18 protein-coding genes are annotated in these 20,495 nt (G+C 61.2%); 14 read left to right on the forward strand and 4 right to left on the reverse strand.

The features are described from left to right. Positions 1-74: 74 nt before the first annotated feature. Positions 75-917 (reverse strand): class I fructose-bisphosphate aldolase, encoded by an 843-nt coding sequence (locus QMZ29_RS25335; protein WP_261423603.1) that lies wholly within the window; start codon positions 915-917, stop codon positions 75-77. 484 nt (positions 918-1,401) lie between these two features. On the opposite strand from QMZ29_RS25335, the gene QMZ29_RS25340 reads away from it, so the two are divergent. The 5 genes from QMZ29_RS25340 to QMZ29_RS25360 all read left to right on the forward strand — a co-directional run bounded on the left by QMZ29_RS25340 (position 1,402) and on the right by QMZ29_RS25360 (position 6,837). Then, the gene (locus QMZ29_RS25340; protein WP_025302465.1) at positions 1,402-2,331 is read left to right on the forward strand and encodes a sugar ABC transporter substrate-binding protein; all 930 of its coding nucleotides are present in this window, start codon (positions 1,402-1,404) and stop codon (positions 2,329-2,331) included. Between the two features lie 75 nt (positions 2,332-2,406). Next, complete coding sequence (locus QMZ29_RS25345) at positions 2,407-3,891, forward strand: sugar ABC transporter ATP-binding protein (protein ID WP_025302466.1); 1,485 nt, start codon at positions 2,407-2,409, stop codon at positions 3,889-3,891. A 15-nt stretch (positions 3,892-3,906) separates the two neighbouring features. Next, positions 3,907-4,947, forward strand: coding sequence for an ABC transporter permease (locus QMZ29_RS25350; RefSeq protein ID WP_049204184.1), 1,041 nt, complete (start codon positions 3,907-3,909; stop codon positions 4,945-4,947). A gap of 65 nt (positions 4,948-5,012) precedes the next feature. Next, positions 5,013-5,933 (forward strand): sugar ABC transporter substrate-binding protein, encoded by a 921-nt coding sequence (locus QMZ29_RS25355; protein WP_043141597.1) that lies wholly within the window; start codon positions 5,013-5,015, stop codon positions 5,931-5,933. Between the two features lie 139 nt (positions 5,934-6,072). Continuing rightward, positions 6,073-6,837: an SDR family oxidoreductase gene (locus tag QMZ29_RS25360; RefSeq protein ID WP_049204173.1), complete on the forward strand. Its 765-nt coding sequence runs from the start codon at positions 6,073-6,075 to the stop codon at positions 6,835-6,837. A 46-nt stretch (positions 6,838-6,883) separates the two neighbouring features. Here the strand turns inward: QMZ29_RS25360 and metQ are convergent, their stop codons facing one another. Next, entirely contained in the window at positions 6,884-7,699 is an 816-nt protein-coding gene (gene metQ / locus QMZ29_RS25365) for a methionine ABC transporter substrate-binding lipoprotein MetQ (RefSeq protein WP_060559320.1), read from the reverse strand. Positions 7,700-7,936: 237 nt separating this feature from the next. Between metQ and QMZ29_RS25370 the strand changes: the two genes are divergently transcribed. Further along, positions 7,937-8,455 (forward strand): hypothetical protein, encoded by a 519-nt coding sequence (locus QMZ29_RS25370; protein WP_049202527.1) that lies wholly within the window; start codon positions 7,937-7,939, stop codon positions 8,453-8,455. 147 nt (positions 8,456-8,602) lie between these two features. After that, positions 8,603-9,028 (forward strand): universal stress protein, encoded by a 426-nt coding sequence (locus QMZ29_RS25375; RefSeq protein WP_015377548.1) that lies wholly within the window; start codon positions 8,603-8,605, stop codon positions 9,026-9,028. A gap of 43 nt (positions 9,029-9,071) precedes the next feature. Here QMZ29_RS25375 and ygjK read toward each other — a convergent pair whose 3' ends face one another. Together ygjK and ygjJ are read right to left on the reverse strand one after the other, a co-directional pair. After that, on the reverse strand, positions 9,072-11,435 hold the full coding sequence (ygjK, locus tag QMZ29_RS25380) for an alpha-glucosidase (RefSeq protein ID WP_261423602.1): 2,364 nt from the start codon (positions 11,433-11,435) through the stop codon (positions 9,072-9,074). 17 nt (positions 11,436-11,452) lie between these two features. Beyond that, positions 11,453-12,523 (reverse strand): protein YgjJ, encoded by a 1,071-nt coding sequence (gene ygjJ, locus QMZ29_RS25385; protein ID WP_261423601.1) that lies wholly within the window; start codon positions 12,521-12,523, stop codon positions 11,453-11,455. 337 nt (positions 12,524-12,860) lie between these two features. On the opposite strand from ygjJ, the gene ebgR reads away from it, so the two are divergent. The 7 genes from ebgR (at position 12,861) to QMZ29_RS25420 (ending at position 20,491) form a co-directional block, all read left to right on the forward strand. Beyond that, entirely contained in the window at positions 12,861-13,841 is a 981-nt protein-coding gene (ebgR, locus tag QMZ29_RS25390; RefSeq protein ID WP_141969382.1) for a transcriptional regulator EbgR, read from the forward strand. A 166-nt stretch (positions 13,842-14,007) separates the two neighbouring features. Then, entirely contained in the window at positions 14,008-17,097 is a 3,090-nt protein-coding gene (ebgA, locus tag QMZ29_RS25395; protein ID WP_261423600.1) for a beta-galactosidase subunit alpha, read from the forward strand. Then, positions 17,094-17,546: a beta-galactosidase subunit beta gene (locus tag QMZ29_RS25400; RefSeq protein WP_197769324.1), complete on the forward strand. Its 453-nt coding sequence runs from the start codon at positions 17,094-17,096 to the stop codon at positions 17,544-17,546. The genes ebgA and QMZ29_RS25400 overlap by 4 nt, the downstream gene beginning before the upstream one ends. 58 nt (positions 17,547-17,604) lie before the next feature. Beyond that, complete coding sequence (locus QMZ29_RS25405; protein ID WP_049204167.1) at positions 17,605-19,107, forward strand: amino acid permease; 1,503 nt, start codon at positions 17,605-17,607, stop codon at positions 19,105-19,107. A 104-nt stretch (positions 19,108-19,211) separates the two neighbouring features. Next, the gene (locus QMZ29_RS25410) at positions 19,212-19,526 is read left to right on the forward strand and encodes an ArsR/SmtB family transcription factor (RefSeq protein ID WP_025302473.1); all 315 of its coding nucleotides are present in this window, start codon (positions 19,212-19,214) and stop codon (positions 19,524-19,526) included. Further along, positions 19,523-19,852 (forward strand): SRPBCC family protein, encoded by a 330-nt coding sequence (locus QMZ29_RS25415; protein ID WP_025302474.1) that lies wholly within the window; start codon positions 19,523-19,525, stop codon positions 19,850-19,852. The genes QMZ29_RS25410 and QMZ29_RS25415 overlap by 4 nt, the downstream gene beginning before the upstream one ends. 45 nt (positions 19,853-19,897) lie before the next feature. Next, positions 19,898-20,491 (forward strand): ATP-dependent Clp protease proteolytic subunit, encoded by a 594-nt coding sequence (locus QMZ29_RS25420; RefSeq protein WP_049209211.1) that lies wholly within the window; start codon positions 19,898-19,900, stop codon positions 20,489-20,491. Positions 20,492-20,495: the final 4 nt, after the last annotated feature.

The raw sequence follows: 20,495 nt of genomic DNA on the forward strand, positions 1-20,495 counted from the left end.
AAGCTGCAGTTACCGGCAGCAGGTTATAGCATGCTGCCGGGGTGCGGAGGGGTTATTTTAGTTACAAAAGCGGGTCATTGCTGGTGGTAGAGCTCCAGCGCCTGTTGGCCGCTGGCACCTTGATGGATGATCGCCATCAGGGCGCGCACCACCTGCGACGGATTGCTGTGTTGGTAAACGTTGCGGCCATAGACCATGCCGGAAGCGCCCTGGGCCATCAGCGCGGCGGATTTTTCCAGCACCGGCCCCAGCTCCCCCTTGCCGCCGCCACGCACCAGCGTCGGGCAGCGCGCCGCTTCCACCACGCGGTGGAAGTCTTCCACCCGTTCGGTCGGGTCAGCCTTGATGATGTCGGCGCCCAGCTCGCGCGCCAGCCGCACCAGCGGCACGATCTTCTCCACGTCACCCAGTGAACCGTAGGCGGCGCCCTGGCCGGCCGGCGCCATCACCAGCGGTTCGATCATCAGCGGCATGGCGTAGCGATCGCAGGCGTGGCGCAGGCGGCCGATGTTCTCCACGCACTGGCGGAAAATACCAGGCTCATCCGGGATCATATACAGATTGACCACCACCGCGGCGGCGTCCATTTGCAGCGCCGCCAGGATCGGCGCCTCCGGGTTGTGCAGCACCGCCCACATTTCGCGGTGGCGCGCGGCGTTATAGGCGTTGCCGACGTCGGTGCGCATCACCAGCGCCGGTTTTTCGCGCTGCGGCGCGCGCTGCAGCAGATCCGCCTGACCGTAGTTGACCTGAATGGCGTCGGGGCGCGCGGCGATCAGGTTGCCCATCACTCGTTCGATATCTTCCAGACCGATCAAGAAATCCGGTTCGTTGGCGATGCCGTGATCGATCGCCACATCCAGGCATTTGCCGTTATTGAACAGGCGGTTCATCCGCACCTTACTGCTGAGCTGCATGTCAGGTCCTCCTGAGATAGGGATATGTCCATTATTGCCGAGTAAGGATGGTCAGGAAACGCGGAAACCGCAAACTGCGTGGCCGCTCGCAGTTTTTGCCGGCGCACGAAAGGGGAACGCTCGCCGGCGGCTTTCATTTCATTTGTTAGATCCGTGTCATGTTTTTGTTAATAAGCCATTCCAAAATGCATGTTTCGCTTGTTTGGGTTAAAAAGTTTCAATAATCTCAATTATGAAATAAACATTTAAAAGCGCGCTAAAGACGCCGTTTGTTATGCCAGGGGTTTATTTCAATTGATTGTTTTTAATCTATTTTGAGATATCGATCACCATTTTGTCTACGGCCTTAATACGGCGATAACACGGTAAATTCGCCGTATCAAAGGGATAACACCGACCGTAATGTTGTTTGAATGTAAAAAATATTTTTCATTAGCTGTCAACCAACAGACCTCTTCATTCTAACGATTAAAGGGTAACGAACATGAAGCTGAAGAAACTGATCGCCGCCTCGGTATTGATGTGCATGCTGCCGGCCAGCGTGTTGGCGAAAGACATCAAGATCGGCGTTTCCATGGCTTACTTCGATGACAACTTCCTCACCATTCTGCGCCAGTCGATGCAAAGCAAAATGAAGGCCGACGGCAACGTCAGCGGCCAGTTCGAAGACGCCAAGGGCGACATCGCGCAGCAAATTCAACAAATCGAAAACTTCGTCAGCCAGGGCGTCGACGCCATCATCCTCAACCCGGTGGATACCCAGGGCGTTAAGCCGATGATCAAGCTGGCCGAGAAGGCCAAGATCCCGCTGGTGTTCGTCAACCGCAAGCCGGAAGTGGCGCTGCCGGCCGGCATGGCCTACGTCGGCTCCGATTCCAAGCTGGCCGGCAAGCTCCAGATGGAAGAGCTGGCCAAGCTGATGAACGGCAAGGGCAACGTGATGATCCTGATGGGCGAGCTGTCGAGCGAAGCCACGCGCGACCGCACTCGCGGCGTGGAAGAGGTGGCGGCCAACTACCCCGGCATCAAAATAGTCGACAAACAAACCGCCAAGTTCTTCCGTAAAGAGGCCGTGGACGTCACCACCGACTGGATTTTGTCCGGCCAGCAGATTGACGCCATCGCCTCCAACAACGACGAAATGGCCATCGGCGCTATTTTGGCGCTGAAGCAAGCCAAAAAATCCGGCGTGTTGGTGGCCGGCGTTGACGGCACGCCGGACGCGCTGGAGTTCATCAAGAAGGGCGATCTGGCGTTGAGCGTATTCCAGGACGCCAAAGGCCAGGGTGAGGGCGCGGTGCAGACCGCCGTTCAGCTGGTGAAAGGCGAGAAAGTGGAGAGCAACGTGCTGATCCCTTACCAGCTGATCACCCAGGCCAATTACCAGCAATTCGCCGATAAAAACAAGAAATAAGCCTTGAAGCCCGCCGCGGGCGCCGGTGTGGGGCGATCGCGGCGGAAAACGTGGGTCAGTGCGGAGGTAAGCGGTATGTACCCTTATGTTCTTGAGGCCGAAGGCATCAGCAAGCAGTTCCCCGGCGTCAAAGCGCTGGATAAGGTCTCGATTAAAATCAAACCCGGCAGCGTGCACGCGCTGATGGGGGAAAACGGCGCGGGCAAATCGACGCTGATGAAATGCCTGATCGGCATCTACCACCCGGACGAAGGCTCGATCAAAATCAAAGGCCGGCCGGTCACCTTCAGCGACACGCTGCAGGCGCTGCATTCGGGCATTTCCATGATCCACCAGGAGCTGAACCTGGTGCCTGACATGACGGTCGCGGAAAACATCTGGTTGGGGCGCGAGCCGGCGCGGCTGGGGTTCGTCAACCACGAGCAGCTGAACGAACAGACCCGCGAGCTGCTGGCGCGGCTGAACATCAAACTGCAGCCGGATACGCTGGTGGGTGAGCTGAGCATCGCCAATCAGCAGATGGTGGAGATCGCCAAGGCGGTGTCCTACAACGCCGACGTCTTGATCATGGATGAACCGACCTCGGCGCTGACCGAAGGCGAAGTGGTGCACCTGTTCGCCATCATCCGTGAACTGCGCGAGCAGGGCAAAGGCATCATCTATATCAGCCACAAGATGGACGAGATCTTCGCCATCACCGACGAAGTGAGCATTTTCCGCGACGGCACCTTCATCGCCTGCGACAAAACCGAAAACCTGACCAAACAGTCGCTGATCACCATGATGGTGGGGCGCGAACTGACGCAGATGTTCCCCAAATTCAACAACAATATCGGCGAGGAAGTGCTGCGGGTGGCGGGGCTGCGCCGCAGCGGCTGGTTTCATGACGTGTCGTTCAGCGTCAAACGCGGCGAGATCCTCGGCGTCGCCGGGCTGGTGGGCGCCGGGCGCAGCGAAGTGATGGAAAGCCTGTTCGGCATGCACCCGGCGGACGGCGGCGAGATCTTTATCGAAGGCCAGGCGGTGAAGGTGGATTCCCCGGCGAAGGCGATCGAGAGCGGGCTGGCGTTTCTCACCGAAGACCGCAAGAAATCCGGCCTGTTTCTGGTGCTGTCGGTGGTCGAGAACATGAGCATCGTCAACCTGTCGGAATACATCGGCAAGAACGGTTTCGTCAGCCATGTGCAGATGGCCAAAGACTGCATGGATCAGATCAAAAAGCTCAACATCAAAACGCCGACCATGGATCAGATCATCAATAACCTCAGCGGCGGCAACCAGCAGAAGGTGCTGATCGCGCGTTGGCTGTTGGCGCAGCCGAAAATCCTGATCCTCGACGAACCGACGCGCGGCATTGACGTGGGGGCGAAAGCGGAAATCTACCGCCTGATCAGCGAGCTGGCCAACCGCGGCGTCGCCATCATTCTGGTCTCCTCCGAGCTGCCGGAGATCCTCGGCATGAGCGACCGGGTGATGGTGATGCACGGCGGCCGCATCACCGGCATTTTGGACAAAGACGACGCGGACCAGGAGAAGATCCTGGCGCTGGCCTCAGAATAACGAAGGGTGAACATCATGAGTAACGTAAAGATTGAGAAGCCGCTCTCCGCCGATTCAACGGGCAAGGGAGGGCTGTTCTCCGGGCTGAGCGGCAAAATGCCGAAGGACACCGGTATCTTCATCGTGATGATCGGCATCGCGCTGATCTTCGAAATCCTCGGCTGGTACATGCGCGATCAGTCGTTCCTGCTGAACCCGAACCGCCTGCTGCTGATCGTGCTGCAGGTGGCGATCATCGGCATCATCGCGGTGGGCGTCACCCAGGTGATCATCACCACCGGCATCGATCTCTCCTCCGGCTCGCTGATTGCGCTGACCGCGGTGGTGGCGGCCAGCCTGGCGCAGACCTCGGACAGCATCTCGCCGATGTACCCGGGGTTGCTCGATCTGCCGGCGGCGATCCCGATCGGCGCCGGGATTGGGGTGGGCATCGTCTGCGGCTTTATCAACGGCTTCCTGATCACCCGCACCGGCATTCCGCCGTTCATCGCCACGCTGGGGATGATGGTATCGGCGCGTGGCCTGGCGCAGTACTACACCAAGGGGAACCCGGTCAGCTTCCTGTCGGACGGCTTCACGTCAATCGGCCAGGGCGCAATGCCGGTGATCATCTTCCTGGTGATTGCGGTGATCTTCCATATCGCACTCAAACACACCCGCTACGGCAAATACATCTACGCCATCGGCGGCAACATGACCTCGGCGCGGGTCTCCGGCATCAACGTCAATAAGTACCTGGTGACGGTTTACACCATCGCCGGCGGCCTGGCGGGGTTGGCGGGCGTGGTGCTGGCGGCTCGCGTCAGCAGCGGCCAGTCGAGCATGGGGATGTCGTACGAGCTGGACGCCATCGCCGCGGCGGTGATCGGCGGCAGCAGCTTGATGGGCGGCGTCGGGCGCATTACCGGCACGCTGATCGGCGCGGTGATCCTCGGCCTTATCAAAAGCGGCTTCACCTTTATCGGCGTCGACTCTTACATTCAGGACATTATCAAAGGCGTGATTATCGTCGCCGCCGTGTCTATCGACATGCGGCGCAACCGCAAAAAACACTGATTGCCGTGAATTGCCGCCGGCGCCAAGGTGGGCCGGCGGCGTTTTTTTACCCGGGGGAACACATGATGAATTACCTGAAAGGGCTGTGGCTGGCGGTGGCGCTGTGTGCGTCCACTTCGGCATGGGCGCAAACCATCGGCGTATCGATGGCCTATTTTGACCAGAACTTCCTCACCATTATCCGCCAGGCGATCGACAAGGAGGCCAAGGCGCGCGGCATTACCGTACAGTTCGAAGACGCGCGCGGCGACGTCGGCCGCCAGACCGATCAGGTGCAGAGCTTTATCAGCGCCGGGGTGGACGCGATTATCGTCGATCCGGTCAACTCGGCCAGCACCCCGGTGATGACCAAAATGGTCCAGGCCGCCGGCGTGCCGCTGGTGTACGTGAACCGCACGCCGGGCGACGCCAAACTGCCGCAGGGCGTGGTGTTCGTCGGCTCCGACGAGCGGGAGTCCGGCACGCTGCAGATGGAAGAGCTGGCGCGGTTGGCTAACTATCAGGGCAACGTGGCGGTGATGATCGGCAACCTGACCGACGCCGGCGCGCTGCAGCGCACCAAAGACGTGGAGCAGGTGGTGGCCAAGTACCCGAAAATGAAGGTGGTGCAGAAGCAAAGCGCCAACTATTCACGCAGTGAAGGCATGGATCTGATGATGAACTGGCTTACCAACGGCGAAGCGATCGACATCGTCGCCGCCAACAACGACGAGATGGCGATCGGCGCGATCATGGCGCTGCAGCAGGCGGGCAAGGCGGATAAGAAAGTGCTGATCGGCGGCATCGACGCCACGCCGGACGGCCTCAAGGCGCTGGCCTCCGGCAAGATGCAGGTCACGGTGTTCCAGGACGCGGTCGGCCAGGGCAAGGCCTCGGTCGATGTGGCGCAGCGCATGATCAACGGTGAAAAACTCGAGCCGTATTACTGGATCCCGTTCGAGCTGGTGACGCCGGCCAATCAGGGGAAATATGCGGCCAGGCCGTAAGTTAACCGCCAGGTTCGCGTTGCCGGGGCGCTGCTTGCAGCGCCTTTCTTATTGGCGCCAGTTACATGTCCGCTTGCGGCCAGCGCGGCGCCGAATCTTGCCTCACACTGAGGATCTTTAAACAGCGAGAGGATGGGCGATGAACGCATTAAACGGCAAGGTGGCGGTGATCGGCGGCGCCAGTTCGGGGATCGGCAAAGCGGCGGCGCTGCTGTTTGCCCGGCAGGGCGCAGCGCTGGTGTTGGGCGCGCGGCGCGAGCCGCTGTTGGCCGAGCTGGTAGAGGACATTCGGCGCGAGGGCGGCCGGGCGTTGGCGGTAGCCGGTGACGTGCGCGACGAAGCCTTCGCCGAACGGTTGACGGCGACGGCCGTCGATGAGTTCGGCGGGCTGGATATCGCTTTCAACAACGCCGGCACGTTGGGGCCGCTGGGGCCGTCGCTGGCGCTCAGCGCGTCAGAATGGCGCGACGTGCTGGAAACCAATCTATCCAGCGCTTACTACAGCGCCAAATATCAAATCCCCGCCATGCTGGCGCGCGGCGCAGGCTCGGTGATCTTCACCTCCACGTTCGTCGGCCACACCGCGGCGTTTCCCGGTACGGCGGCCTATGCGGCCAGCAAATCGGGGCTGATCGGCCTGACGCAGGCGCTGGCGGTGGAGTTCGGCGGGCGCGGCATTCGGGTGAACGCGCTGCTGCCGGGGGGCACCGACACGGCGATGGGGCGGCAGATGAGCAATACCCCGGAAGCGCTGGCGCAGGTGGCCGAACTGCACGCGCTGAAGCGGCTGGCGATGCCGGAGGAGATCGCGCAGGCGGCGCTGTATCTGGCGTCTGACGCCTCCTCATTCGTCACCGGCACCGCGATGCTGGTGGACGGCGGCGTTTCCATCCAGCGCGGCTGAGGTTGGCAGGGCCCGTGGCCGGGCGCCACGGGCCCTACGTGAGGCGTTACCAGCCTTTGACGGCGTCGCCCTTGTAGATGTCGGCGGCGCTGGCCGCCACTTCGTCGGTCTGATAGGCCTTGACCAGATCCTTCACTTTCTCGCTGTCTTTATTGTCGATGCGGCTGGCGAAGATGTTGACGTACGGCGAGTTTTTGTCTTCGACAAACAGCCCGTCCTTGGCCGGCGACAGGCCAATCTGGCTGGAGTAGTTGGTGTTGATGATCGCCAGCGTCACCTGTTGGTCGTCCAGCGCGCGCGGCAGCTGCGGCGCTTCAATCTCGACGATCTTCAGCTTTTTCGGGTTGCTGACGATGTCCAGCGCGGTCGGCAGCAGGCCGACGCCGTCTTTCAGAGTAATCAGCCCCTGTTTTTGCAACAGCAGCAGCGAGCGGCCCAGGTTGGTCGGATCGTTCGGCACCGCCACCTGCGCGCCGTCCGGCAGTTGGCTGAGTGCGGTTATCTTCTTCGAATAGCCGGCGATCGGGTAGACGAAGGTGTTGCCTACCGCCGCCAGCTTGTAGCCGCGCTCCTGCATCTGTTTGTCCAGATACGGTTTGTGTTGAAAGGCGTTGACGTCCAGATCGCCGTTGTTCAGCGCTTCGTTCGGCAGCACGTAATCGTTGAAGGTCACCACCTCCACGTCCAGATCGTATTTCTGCTTGGCGACCTTTTGTACCACCGCCCACAGCGACTGATCGATACCGGCGCTGATGCCGACCTTGATGTGGTGATCGTCCTGTGCCGTCGGGCCACAGGCGGTCAGCAGCAGCGTGCCGGCGGCGGCCAGCGCCAGGGTGAGGTTTTTCAGCGTAAATGTCATTTTCCCCAGGGTCCTTGTCAACATTGCCTGCTAATTTTGGCGGGCAGAATAGTGGCAGTGACTGTAGGTAATCGCTGGGCTAAAACAAAATACTGATTCACTATGACTCATAGCGATTAGCTATGAGCGGCCGCCGCCTGGCGCGGTGCGGATTGTTTTGACGGCGAATCGGCGGGCTTATTATGATAGCCGTTGGCCCGTGAGGGCAGACTGGGTACTGAAACGAAGGAAAAGACAATGCGATTGAACACTTGGAGCAAGGCGCTGCTGCCGCTGGTGGTGTTGGCCTGCGTCTCGGCGACTCAGGTTCGGGCGGCGGAGAGCGATACCGGGCCGATCCCCAAACAGCTGCTGGGCAACTGGCGCGTCAGTAAAATTGTGCCGACCCAGACCACCGGCTGCTGGGATCAACAGCAGGCGCAGAGCCTGATCGGCGGCAAAATCAGCTACAAAGCGGATGCGTTCAGCTGGAACGGCACGGCGCTGAAAAGCGAAGGGGCCACCGTCAGCACCGTAGAAGCGCAGGAGTTTGTCGAGGACAATTCCGGCAGCAGCTCCTACATCGATTTCCCGATGCTGGGCATCAGCACGCCGTCGGTCGAACGCGTGGCCATTCAGCACGCGGATACCGCCATCAAAGGCATCACCGATCAGGGCACCGATGGGGTGCCCGGCGATAACGTGCTGGTGAAAGACGCCAACACGCTGATCCTGTCGCTGTGCAACGTCTGGTTTGAGGCGCAGCGCGAGAAGTAATTTTTGCCTTCAGCCCCGGCAACGGGGCTTTCCCACCGCGTCGCCACCCGTCATACGCGCCATTTCTGAACTAAAATTAACCATAACGATATGACCCCGGTGTGATATCGGAGCCTCGGCTCTACCGAGTCCATGACAGGAGGCGCTATGTGTTACCACCATATTGTCATCGCCACCGATCTGAGCGATGACGGCAAACGGCTGGTCGAAAAGGGGGCGCTGCTGGCGGAGGCGCTGCAGGCCAAACTCTCACTGATCTATGTGGACGTTCACTACGACACCTACCACGCGGCGATCGGCTTTTCGGAGCGCAGCTATGACGGTGTGCCGTTCGAAGAGAAGATCCGCAAAGAGCTGGAGCCCACCACGCAAAACGTCAATTACCCGATCGCGGAAGTGATTATCGGGCGCGGCGGCTTCGTTGACGAACTGCGCACGGCAGTCGTGGATAAGAACATCGATCTGCTGGTGTTCGGCCATCACCACGATCTGTGGAGCAACCTGTTCTCTTCCACCCGCAATGCCATCAACCAGTTGAATATCGACGTGCTGGTGATCCCGATCCGTTCATAAACGCGGGCCACCGCCGGGTAACGATGGCGGTGGCCGCTGCGGCTTATTGCGTGAAGAAGTCGTTATACAGCATGTACAGGTGCGCCGCGCTCCAGGAGAAGTTCGGCGCGCCTTGCTGCTTGCCGGTGAGCGGGTTGTAGTTCTCGCGGATCGGCCCGTCGGCGACCAGACCGTCGGCGTGGCGGAAGAAGGCCTGCGCCATCGCCACCGCGTCGTCGCGATAGCCGTAGCGCTCCATGCCCTTGAGACCGAAATACACCTGATCGACCCACACGCGGCCGCGCCAATAGATATCCGCGCCGAACGCCGGATTGGTCAGCGCCGCGGTGCCGAGCGGCACGTAGGTATTGAACTCGCGCGGATCCTTCATCACCTTGACCACCGCATCGGCGTGCGGTTGGCTGGCTGCGCCGTTGAACAGCGGCGACCAGCCTTCCGGCCCTTTGCCGCGTTCGACGATCGGTTTGCCGGCGCAGCCGTTGGCCAACGGCCGGCTTTCGATGCGGATGTCATAGAAGAAACCGCTCTGCTTGTCGAACATGCAGGTGTTGATGTAGGTCGCCAGCCGGTCGGCTTTGGCGCGGAAGGCAGCGGCCTCGGCGCCGCGGCCCAGAATATCGGCCATCTCCGCCAGGTAGCGGTTGTCGCTGTACATGTAGCTGGCCTGATCCACCGATTCCTGCAGCAGTGAGTAACCGAGCAGCGTGCCGTCCGGCGCGCGGTTTTCGGCGAATTTTACCTGCCAGTCTTCGCGTTTACCGCCTTGTGCCACGTAGCGCGCCAATTGATCCGGATCGATAAAGCCGAATACCGCCGCGTCGTCGCGGCCCGACTCCCATGAGGCGGCGGTCTGCGCCGGGATCTCGATGCTGTCGTACCGCCCCTCGCGCACGATGCGATCGTAATTGTCGAGGCCGGCCAGCGTTTGCTCGCGCTGCCCACGCTTGACGGTGAACAACATGCGCCCGTCGGGGGTATTGTGCGCTTTGTCGCGAGTGGCGCCGTACTCCGGCACGCCGTTGCCGTTGTGGTCACGGTTGCGCAGCCACCAGTCATGGTAGGCCACCAGCCTCGGGTACATCTCCGCCAGCCAGCCCTTATCGCCGGTGACGCGATACACCTCCATCACTGCCCAGGCCGCCAGGCTCGGTTTGGTGTTGCGTTCGTTCCAGTTGCCGCCGTCGCCGCCGCGCTCCGGGCTGGGGTTGTAGGCGATAAGGTCGGGCAGAAAACCGGTATCCCACGGGCGCAGGGCGTCGCCCGGCCGGATCTGGTAGGCGAACACCGCGCGAATGTTGTCCTTGGCCACGTCCGGGTTGAAGTGCGCCATGGCGTAGGCCTGTTTCCAGGTGTCCCACGGCCAGGTTTGGTTGCCGGAGAACCAGCGCCCGGTAACCGACGGGGTGACCGAGTCGAACTTCATCGCCCCGGCTGCGCCGCGCCAGTTGCCGTTCAGCGTTTCTATCGCTTTGACCGCCACGCGGGTTTGTTCCGCCGTGGCGTGTGGGTTGCTGAGCCCAGTGGCGAGATAGCGTTCCCAACGCTGGGCCGACGCGGCCATATAGCGCTGCGGGTGAGCGAGGATGTCGGCGATAGTGCGCTGTTCGCGCTGCGTCTCTTCGGCGGTGAGCAGGTGCGAGTAGGTGGTATACAGCGTGGTGGAGCCGGCGATGCGCGCCGTGGCGCGGAAGCGGTGGCCGTCGACCGTGGTGCGCTGCGGCAGCGATTTGTGGATCTGATACTCGGACTGCCCGGAGGTCATCAGCTGCGACGGCGCGCGCACCTTGCCGAAGGTGACGCGCAGGCCGTCCGCCGTCGGCACAATGCGGCGCGTGTAGTTCGGGAATGCCTGCTCGAGGGTCGCCGGCGGCAGCGGTTTTTGCTCTTTGGCGGCGTAGCGCTCCAGCAATTCGCCGTCCCACACCAGCTCCAGCGGCGCGTCGGTCAGGATCTGGGTTTCCAGCAGCGAGGTGCGCGCGGCAGCGAAGCGCAGCGTCAGGTTGACGGTCACGCCCGGCGCGCTGAGCCGCTGCACCAGGGCGCCGGGCAGGCTGTAGGCCGTCATGGTGAAATGCACCGGTTTACCGTTTCGATAGACGGTGAGCCGATCGAAATTGTTGGCCATAAAGTTGATGTACTCTTCGGTCAGCAGCGCCGGGCCGGGGAAGCCGCCCATGCCTTCCGGCCCGCTCGGCAACAGGTGGCCGTGCCAGGCGCCGAGATCGAAGAACGGATTGAAGCGCTGGTGATCGTCGAAGTCGTAGTCGAGCATAAAATGCGGCGCACCGTGGCGGTCGATCACGTTTGGGTAGCGCTCGGCGAGCGGGGCGTCGGGCGTTTTCGGCGCGCAGCCCGCCAGCATCAGCACGAGGGCAGTGGCCAGCGGGGTCAGGGGAGTCATGTTCATCGTAGGAGCCTCAACGGTTACCAATAGAAATATTGCATCAGAAACACCGAGTTGCTGGCGCCGGTGCTGTCATTGCGCATAAAGAATTTGCTGTCCAGTGCGGTGGCCAGTTTGCCGCCGGCGTATTCGTACCAGACGCCAAACTGGGCGTAGGAGGTGGCGGTATCCGCCGTGTTATCAAACCGGTGGCGGGCGTAGCTGTAGGCGGTGGAGAGATACAGCCCTTTGGCGGTTTCCGTCATCGCGCTGAGCATCAGGCCCGATTCGCTGCCGGGGTGGCCGCCGCTGTCGCCTTTGCCGGTGTGGTGCCAGACGCGGCCAGCCAGGTGTTTGCCGCGCAGCCCCAGCAAAAACAGCTGCCCCAGGCCGCCGGTCACTTCCAGGCCGTTCAGCAACGTCAGATTGTCCTGCAGATCGTATTGGGTGTAGCCGTTGACCATCGCCCGGTAGGTATATTTGTCGGAATAGCGGTCGTATTTGCCGAAGTGCAGCAGCGCCTTGCTCTCGTCGATGCGGCTTTCCGGCGCCGCCGTCACGCTGTAGCGAAAGCGCCCGGTCAGGTTTTGCAGCTTGGCGGCGTAGCTGAGATCGCGGGTATTGGGGATCACGTAGCCATACTCCGGCGTGAAGTCGCCCCACCATTGCAGATCGTCGAGCGACGAATCGTTGCGTACGCTAAGCATCATCTCGGTGCCGTCGTCGGTGCGGTAACCGCCGTAAAAGCGGTTTAACCCACCCTCGAAGCCACCCCAGCCGTGGCCTGGCGTCCAGGCATGGCCCTTGCTGTCCGCCTGCACGGTCCAGCCTTCACCGTAAATCAGGCCGAACCAGTGGCCCCGTTTGATCTCCAAGCCGCCTTCGATATAGGTGCCGTCGCTGTATTGATGCTGATGTTCGCCGTTCAAATAGACGCTGCCACCGATGCCGAGCTCGCCGTAAAAGCGCAGGGCGGTCGCGGCGGTTTCGGACAACGGCGGCGGCGGCAGCTGATTGCGCTCCGCCGGGGTGACAGGTTCTTGCTCCGCCCAGACGGGCGCGCTAACGAGCAGCAACCAGGGCAACAGGGCGTGATGATTTAGTGATTTCATGGGGCATAGGCCTGGTGTTGGATGGAACGGAACGTCAGCCGAGCGGCGGCTCACGCGAGGTCGCTCCCGGATCCCTGGGAGAAGAGAAAACGTCCGCCCGTAGAGAGCGGTAAACGGCAGGTATATTAGTAAAATATTTAGTAAAAAATACTCTTTAATCAGTAAAGCGTTAACTTGATCACAGCGGACGAAATGGGTATCTTTCGCTGCAGGCGCCCGGCAACGGCTGGCATGAGCGTGCTCTGGCCCGATTTGGGAAGGAGAGGGCGCGGGCGGCGCTGTACGCCGCGGCGCTATCCGATTAAGCTACCGTTTTTCGTCTGTGCATTGGGACTCTATGGCCACACTGAAGGAAATTGCTGAAGCCGCTAATGTGTCCGTCGCCACCGTTTCGCGCGTGTTGAATGACGACCCCACCCTGAGCGTGAAGGCGCAAACCCGCCAGAAGATCCTGGAAGCGGCGGAGCGCCTCGAATACAAGATTGCGCCTTCCAAACGGCAAAGCGGGCAACGCCTACAATTCGCCGCGCTGTTCACCTATACGCAGGGCGTGGAGATCAACGATCCCTATTACCTGGCGATGCGTTACGGCATCGAAACGCAGTGCGAAAAGCTGGGCGTGGCGCTGAGCGCCGGTTACGACTTCAACGGCGACAAGGCGCTGCCGTCGGCCGACGGCCTGCTGGTGATCGGCCGGCCGCAGCCCGCGCTGTATGAGCAGCTCAGGCAGCAGGAAACGCCGGTGGTATTCATCGACGGCGTGGTGGACGACGAGCGTTTCGACTGCGTCAATGTCGACCTGTACAAGATCAGCCGCAAGGTGATCGACTACTTCATCGGCCGCGGCTATCAGCGCATCGGCTTTATCGGCGGGCGCGACGATCCGGCCGGTATCGACCAGCGCGAGCAGGCGTTCGTCGAGTATGGGCGGCAGCAAAACGTGGTACGGGCGCAGGATATTTACCACGGCGATTTCAGCAGCCAGTCGGGCTACCAGTGTGCGAAAGCGATGTTGCAGAGCAAGGCTGGCTATCCGCCGGCGCTGCTGGTGGCGACCGATTCGATCGCGATCGGCGTGCTGCGCGCGCTGCATGAACACGGCATTCAGGTGCCGGGGCAGATCGCGCTGATCAGCGTCAATGATATTCCCACCGCCCGCTTTATTTTCCCCGCCTTGTCCACGGTGCGCATCCCTTCGGAAACCATGGGCGCACAGGCCGTCAACCTGCTGGCGGAGCGGCTGCGCGATGAGCGCACCGTGCCGCTGTCGATCTTTGTTCCCAGCTCGCTCCAGCTGCGCGACACCACCGTCGCCTGATTGGCCCCCGCCTTGGCGGGGGCGTTGGCGCTCAAAATTAACGTCATGATAAAAAAAGGCATTTGAGATTTATTGTGATCCTGTCGTCATTTGGTAAATATCAACTGTAGTTTTTACTAAATATTTACTATCGTTTCCGCATTGCACAGGTGTCGGGAGACGTGACGTGAATAATTGGGAAAACATTGAAAAACAGTCTGAGCACCGGTTGGCGCCGCGTGCGAGCTTCTTCAGCTATGCGGACGCCGGGCAGGCGCTGAGCTTCGATCGCAACGCCAGCCGACGCTTCCAGCTGCTGAGTGGCCGCTGGCGCTTTCGCTTCTTCGAGCACCCGGCGCAGGTGCCGGCGGCGTTTTACCGTGAGCCGATGAGCGACTGGGGCGATATGGCGGTGCCGGGCATGTGGCAGTTGGAAGGGCATGGCCACCTGCAGTACACCGACGAGGGCTTCCCGTTCCCGATCGACGTGCCTTACGTGCCGACCAATAACCCCACCGGTGCCTATCAGCGCCACTTTACGCTCGACGCCGGCTGGCAAGATCAGCAAGTGCTGATCAAATTCGACGGCGTGGAAACCTACTTCGAGGTGTACGTCAACGGCAACTATGTCGGCTTCAGCAAGGGCAGCCGGCTGTGCGCCGAGTTCGATATCAGCCCCTATGTGCGGCAGGGCGAGAACCTGCTGTCGGTGCGGGTGATGCAATGGGCCGACTCCACCTATATCGAAGATCAGGACATGTGGTGGATGGCCGGCATCTTCCGCGACGTCTATCTGATTGGCCAGAGCGCCACCCACATTCACGACCTGACGCTGGTCACCACCTTCGATGAACGCTACTGCGATGCGCTGTTGGCGATCAACGCCGAACTGCATCATCTCGGATCGCAGGCCGCCGAGGGCTGCCGCCTGCAGGCGCAGCTGTTCGACGGCGATCGCTGCGTGGCTGAGCAGTGGCGCGACGATCTGCGCATCGAGCAGGCGTTGAACTGCCGTTTCGAGCTGCCGGTCAGCCGCCCGCAGCAGTGGAATGCGGAGAATCCCTATCTGTATCAACTGCTGCTCAGCCTGTATGACGGCGTCGGCAACCTGCTGGGCGTGGTGCCGCAGCGGGTGGGCTTCCGTGAGATCGCGGTGCGCGACGGGCTGATGTACGTCAACGGCCGCTACTTCAAACTGCACGGCGTCAACCGCCACGATCACGATCACCTTAAAGGGCGCGCCGTCGATATGGCGCGGGTGGAGCGCGATATCGTGCTGATGAAGCAGCACAACATCAACTCGGTGCGTACCGCCCATTACCCCAACGATCCGCGCTTTTACGAGTTGTGCGATCTCTATGGCCTGTTCGTGATGGCGGAGACCGATCTGGAAAGCCACGGCTTCGCCAACGTCGGTGATCTCAGCCGCATCACCGACGATCCGCGCTGGGAACATGCCTACGTCGAGCGCATCGAGCGCCACGTGGTGGCGCAGAAAAACCACCCGTCGATCATCATCTGGTCATTGGGCAACGAGTCCGGCTACGGCTGCAACATTCGCGCCATGGCCCGGCGCTGCAAGGCGCTCGATCCGACCCGTCTGGTCCACTATGAAGAAGATCGCGACGCCGAAGTGACCGATGTGATCAGCACCATGTATTCCCGCGTGGCGATGATGAACGCCTTCGGTGAATACCCGCACCCCAAACCGCGCATCCTGTGCGAATACGCCCATGCCATGGGCAATGGCCCCGGCGGGCTGTTCGAATACCAGTCGGTGTTCAACCGCCACGCCAGTTTGCAGGGGCACTACATCTGGGAGTGGTGCGATCATGGCCTGCTGAGCCACGACGAGCAGGGACGCGAGCGCTACCAGTACGGCGGCGATTACGGCGACTACCCGAACAACTACAACTTCTGCATGGACGGCCTGCTCTACCCGGATCAGCGCCCCGGCCCCGGCCTGCGTGAATACCAGCAGGTGCTGTGCCCGGTGGAGGTGACGGCGGAAGAGGGCGCAGGCGACGTGCTGCGGGTGAAAAACCGCTATTGGTTCAGCTCGCTGGCGGACATCACGCTGAAGGTCAGCGTCAAGACCGACGGCCGCCAGGTGGCAAGTTACGAATTCAAGCTGCCGCATCTGCAGCCGGGCGAGAGTGAAGACATGCACCTGCCGGTATTGGCGCTGGGGCAAGGAGAAACGCTGATCGACGTGGCGGTGCATAAGGACAGCGCCACCCGTTACAGCGAGAGCGGCCAGCGGCTGGGGCATTATCAGCATCTGCGCCAGACGGCGACGCGGCTGCCGGCTCCACCGCTGGCCGATGCGCCGGCGCTGCAATGCCGCGAGGAGAATCATCAGCTGATCGTCAGCGGCGGCCGGTTCCAGCTGGCGTTCTCGCTGCTGAGCGGCGAACTGCTTTCGTGGCGGGTAGACGGTGAAGACGTGGTGGGGCGCGCGCCGCGCATCACCTTCTTCAAACCGGTGATCGATAACCATAAACAGGAATATGAGGGAATTTGGCTACCGCATCATTTCCCCATCATGCAGCAGCACTTCCGCCGCCTTAGCCGGCAATGGCAGGGCGAAGATCTGCTGCTCGAGGTACACAGCCTGATTGCGCCGCCGGTATTCGACTTCGGCATGCGCTGCACCTACCGCTGGCGCATCTCCCCGCGGGGCTACGTCAGCCTGGATCTGGCCGGTGAGCCTTACGGCGATTTCCGGCAGATTATCCCGAAAATCGGTCTCGATTTCGGCATCAGCCGCCGCTTCGAGCAGGTGGAATACTACGGCCGCGGACCGGGCGAGAACTACCGCGACAGCTGCCGGGCCAACCTTATCGGCCACTACCGGCAGCGCGCCGACGCGCTGTTCGAACACTATCCGTTCCCGCAGGACAACGGCAACCGGCAGGATGTGCGCTGGCTGAGCCTGCTGGACGCGGCGGGCAAGGGGATCTTCATCCAGCCGCGGCGGCCGATCAATTTCAGCCTGTGGCCTTACAGCGCCGAGAGGCTGCACCAGGCCCAACACATCAACGAGCTGGAACCGAGCGACTGCCTGACGCTGAACCTGGACGACCAGATCCTCGGCCTTGGCTCCAACTCCTGGGGCTCCGAAGTGCTGGATACCCACCGGGTTTATCTGGCGCCGTTCAGCTACGGCTTCACGCTGGTGCCGTTCGACGGTCGGCAAACGCAGGGCGCCGCGCTCGCCGGTTATGACTTCACACCCGCTCATCACCACCCGCAGTCTGCGGAGGAAAACGCATGATCATTCTCGAATCCCTGGCGGAATTTCAGCGCATTTATCACAGCGGCAAGAAGTGGCTGCGCTGCATGGAGGCGATCGCCAATGTCGATCGCATCAGTCCGAACGTATGCCACTCGATCGGCGACTCGCTGACGTATCGGCTGAGCGTCGGCGCCGGCCGGCAGCACGGCTGGCTGGAGGGCAACCGCCGTTACTTCGACGTGCACTATTACCTCGACGGGGAAGAGACCGTCGAGGTCGCCGACAAGCGGGCTCTGGTGACGGTGGCGCCCTATCAGGACGAAACCGACCGCGAGTTTTTCAGCGGCGAAGGCGAGCGGCGCCGGGTCGGTAAAGGCAACGTGGTGATTTTCGAAAACCACCAGGCTCACCGCTTCACAGAAAGCGGCAAGATAAAAAAAGTCATTTTAAAAGTGACGGTGGAAGACAGCTATTTCGTCAATAAATAGCGCGCCCGCCGAACAATAACAACAAACCGAAGTCCCCTACACCATTCGGAGAATCTCTATGGCTGCGTCGAACAGAAACACCATCGGCAAGTTTGGCCTGCTGTCGATGACGTTTGCGGCAGTGTTCAGTTTCAACAACGTGATTAACAACAATATTCAGCTCGGGGTCGCTTCGTCGCCGGTATTCCTGGTGGCGACGATCATTTACTTCATTCCCTTTTGCCTGATCATCGCCGAATTCGTCTCGCTCAACCGCAATTCCGAGGCCGGCGTCTATGCCTGGGTGAAAAGCGCGCTCGGCGGGCGCTGGGCGTTTATCACCGCCTACACCTATTGGTTCGTGAACCTGTTCTTTTTCACCGCGCTGCTGCCGCGCGTCATCGCCTACGCCTCTTACGCGTTTTTAGGCTATGACTACGTGTTTACGCCGCTGACCACGGCGATCATCAGCATCTTCCTGTTCGCCTTCTCGACCTACATCTCCAACAGCGGCGCAAAACTGCTGGGGCCGATGACCTCGGTGACCTCGTCGCTGATGCTGCTGCTGACGTTTTCCTACATCATCTTGGCGGGCGCGGCGGTGCTGGGCGGCATTGAGCCGGCCGATCCGATCAACGTGCAGGCGATGACCCCGAACTTCAACTGGGCGTTCCTCGGCATTACCGCCTGGATCTTCCAGGCGGCGGGTGGGGCGGAATCCGTGGCGGTGTACGTGAACGATGTGAAAGGCGGCAGCCGCGCTTTTGTTAAGGTGATCATCGTTTCCGGGCTGTTCATCGGCGTGCTGTACTCGGTGTCTTCGCTGCTGATCAACGTGTTCGTGCACCGCACCGACCTGCACTTTACCGGCGGTACGGTACAGGTGTTCGAAGGCCTGTCGGCGCACTTCGGCCTGCCGACGGTGCTGATGAACCGCTTTGTCGGCATTGTTTCCTTCACCGCCATGTTCGGTTCGCTGTTGATGTGGACGGCGGCGCCGGTGAAGATTTTCTTCACCGAAATCCCGAAGGGCATTTTCGGCGAGAAAACCATTCGCCTGAACCGGCACGGCGTGCCGACGCGCGCGGCCTGGATCCAGTTCTTCATCGTTATCCCGCTGATGCTGATCCCGACGTTGGGTTCCAGCAGCGTGCAGGATTTGATGAACACGCTGATCAACATGACCGCCGCCGCCTCGATGTTGCCGCCGCTGTTCATCATGCTGGCCTACCTGAATCTGCGGCTGAAGTACGACCGTGTGGCGCGCGATTTCAAAATGGGCTCGCGGCTGCAGGGCATCGCCATCGTCAGCGTGCTGATCGCCATCTTCACCGTCGGTTTCTTCGCCTCGACGTTCCCGACCGGCGCCAGCATCATGACTATCGTGTTCTATAACGTCGGCGGGTTGGTGGTGTTTCTGGGCTACGCCTGGTGGAAGTACAATCGCTACTCGAAGACCCTGAACGCCGAGGCGCGCTACCACGAAGACATGCCGCTGGCGCGCCTCGCGCTGGAAGCGCAGGAAGGGGCGCCGGCCGGGCAACCCACGTTGACCACGCCCGCTTGCAATAAGCCGCTGTAATCTCTCCTCTATCGGCTCCGCGTTCCGGCGCGGAGTCTCGTTTCACGGAAAAAATTCCTGCCCCGGCGCTTGCATAATACATAAGTAAATACTAATGTGTTTGTATGAACGAAAATGACATCTTCAAGGCGTTGGCCGATCCGACCCGCCGCGGCATCTTCGACAAACTTGCCGCCGGCAGCATGAACGCCAGCGCGCTGCGCGAAGGGCTGACCATCAGCCAGTCGGCGATGTCGCAACACCTGGCGGTGCTGCGCAATGCCGGGCTGATACGTGAGGCGAAGCAGGGGCGCTGCGTTAATTACCAGGTCGACCCGGACGGGCTGGCGCAGATCGCCCAGTGGCTGGCGAAGTACCGCGCCTATTGGCCGGCGCGCATCGACGCGCTGCAAACCTTGCTGAAGGACATGGATCAATGAATAAACGGGTTGAGCCGCCGCCGCGCGATCGGCTGGTATTGGAGTATGCGCTCGAGGCGCCGCCGGAAAAAGTGTGGCGGGCGCTCAGTATTCCCGAACTGCGCGAGCAGTGGCTGCCGCCGGGGGATCTGGCGCAGGCCGAGCCGTTGGCCACTACGCCGGGCGAAGCCGTGAGCTATCGCCTGCGCGACGACCAGCCGCCGTTTCTCGAAAGCGTCGTCACCCTGCAGATCGTGCCGGATGCCGGCGGCGGCAGCCTGTTGCGGGTGATCCACCGGCTCGACGCCGTCAACGACGGCCCGACGATGATGATGCGCGCCGCCTGACGCGTTAAACACATTTCTCTTTGTTGCCAACCCAGGAGTTCACCGATGCGTGAGAAGATGATGCTCGTCCCGATGGTGGTGGAGCAGACCAGCCGGGGAGAACGTTCCTTTGATATTTATTCGCGCCTGCTGCGCGACCGGATCGTGTTCCTTAACGGTGAGGTCAATGACGACGTGGCCGAAATGCTGTGTGCCCAGTTGCTGTTTCTGGAGGCGGAAAACCCGGAAAAACCGATCCACCTGTACATCAACTCGCCGGGTGGGGCGATCACCAGCGGGCTGGCGATTTACGACACCATGCAGTACATCCGTGCGCCGGTGCATACGCTGTGCATGGGCACTGCGCGTTCGATGGGCTCGTTCCTGCTGATGGCCGGCGAGCCGGGGCACCGTATGGCGCTGCCCAATGCCAGCCTGCACGTGCACCAGCCGCTGGGCGGCTTTCAGGGGCAGGCGTCCGACATTCTGATCCAGGCAGAGGAAATGAAACGCACCAAAGACCGGGTGATCCGGCTGTATGCCCAACATTGTGGCCTGAGCGAAGAGGAAGTGGAGCGGGTGTTGGATCGCGATCGCTTTATGACCGCCGACGAAGCGGCGGCCTGGGGATTGATCGATCGGGTATTGCGGGCGCGGTGAGTGT

Source organism: Serratia sp. PF-27, assembly GCF_030053255.1.
GTDB lineage: Bacteria > Pseudomonadota > Gammaproteobacteria > Enterobacterales > Enterobacteriaceae > Serratia > Serratia bockelmannii.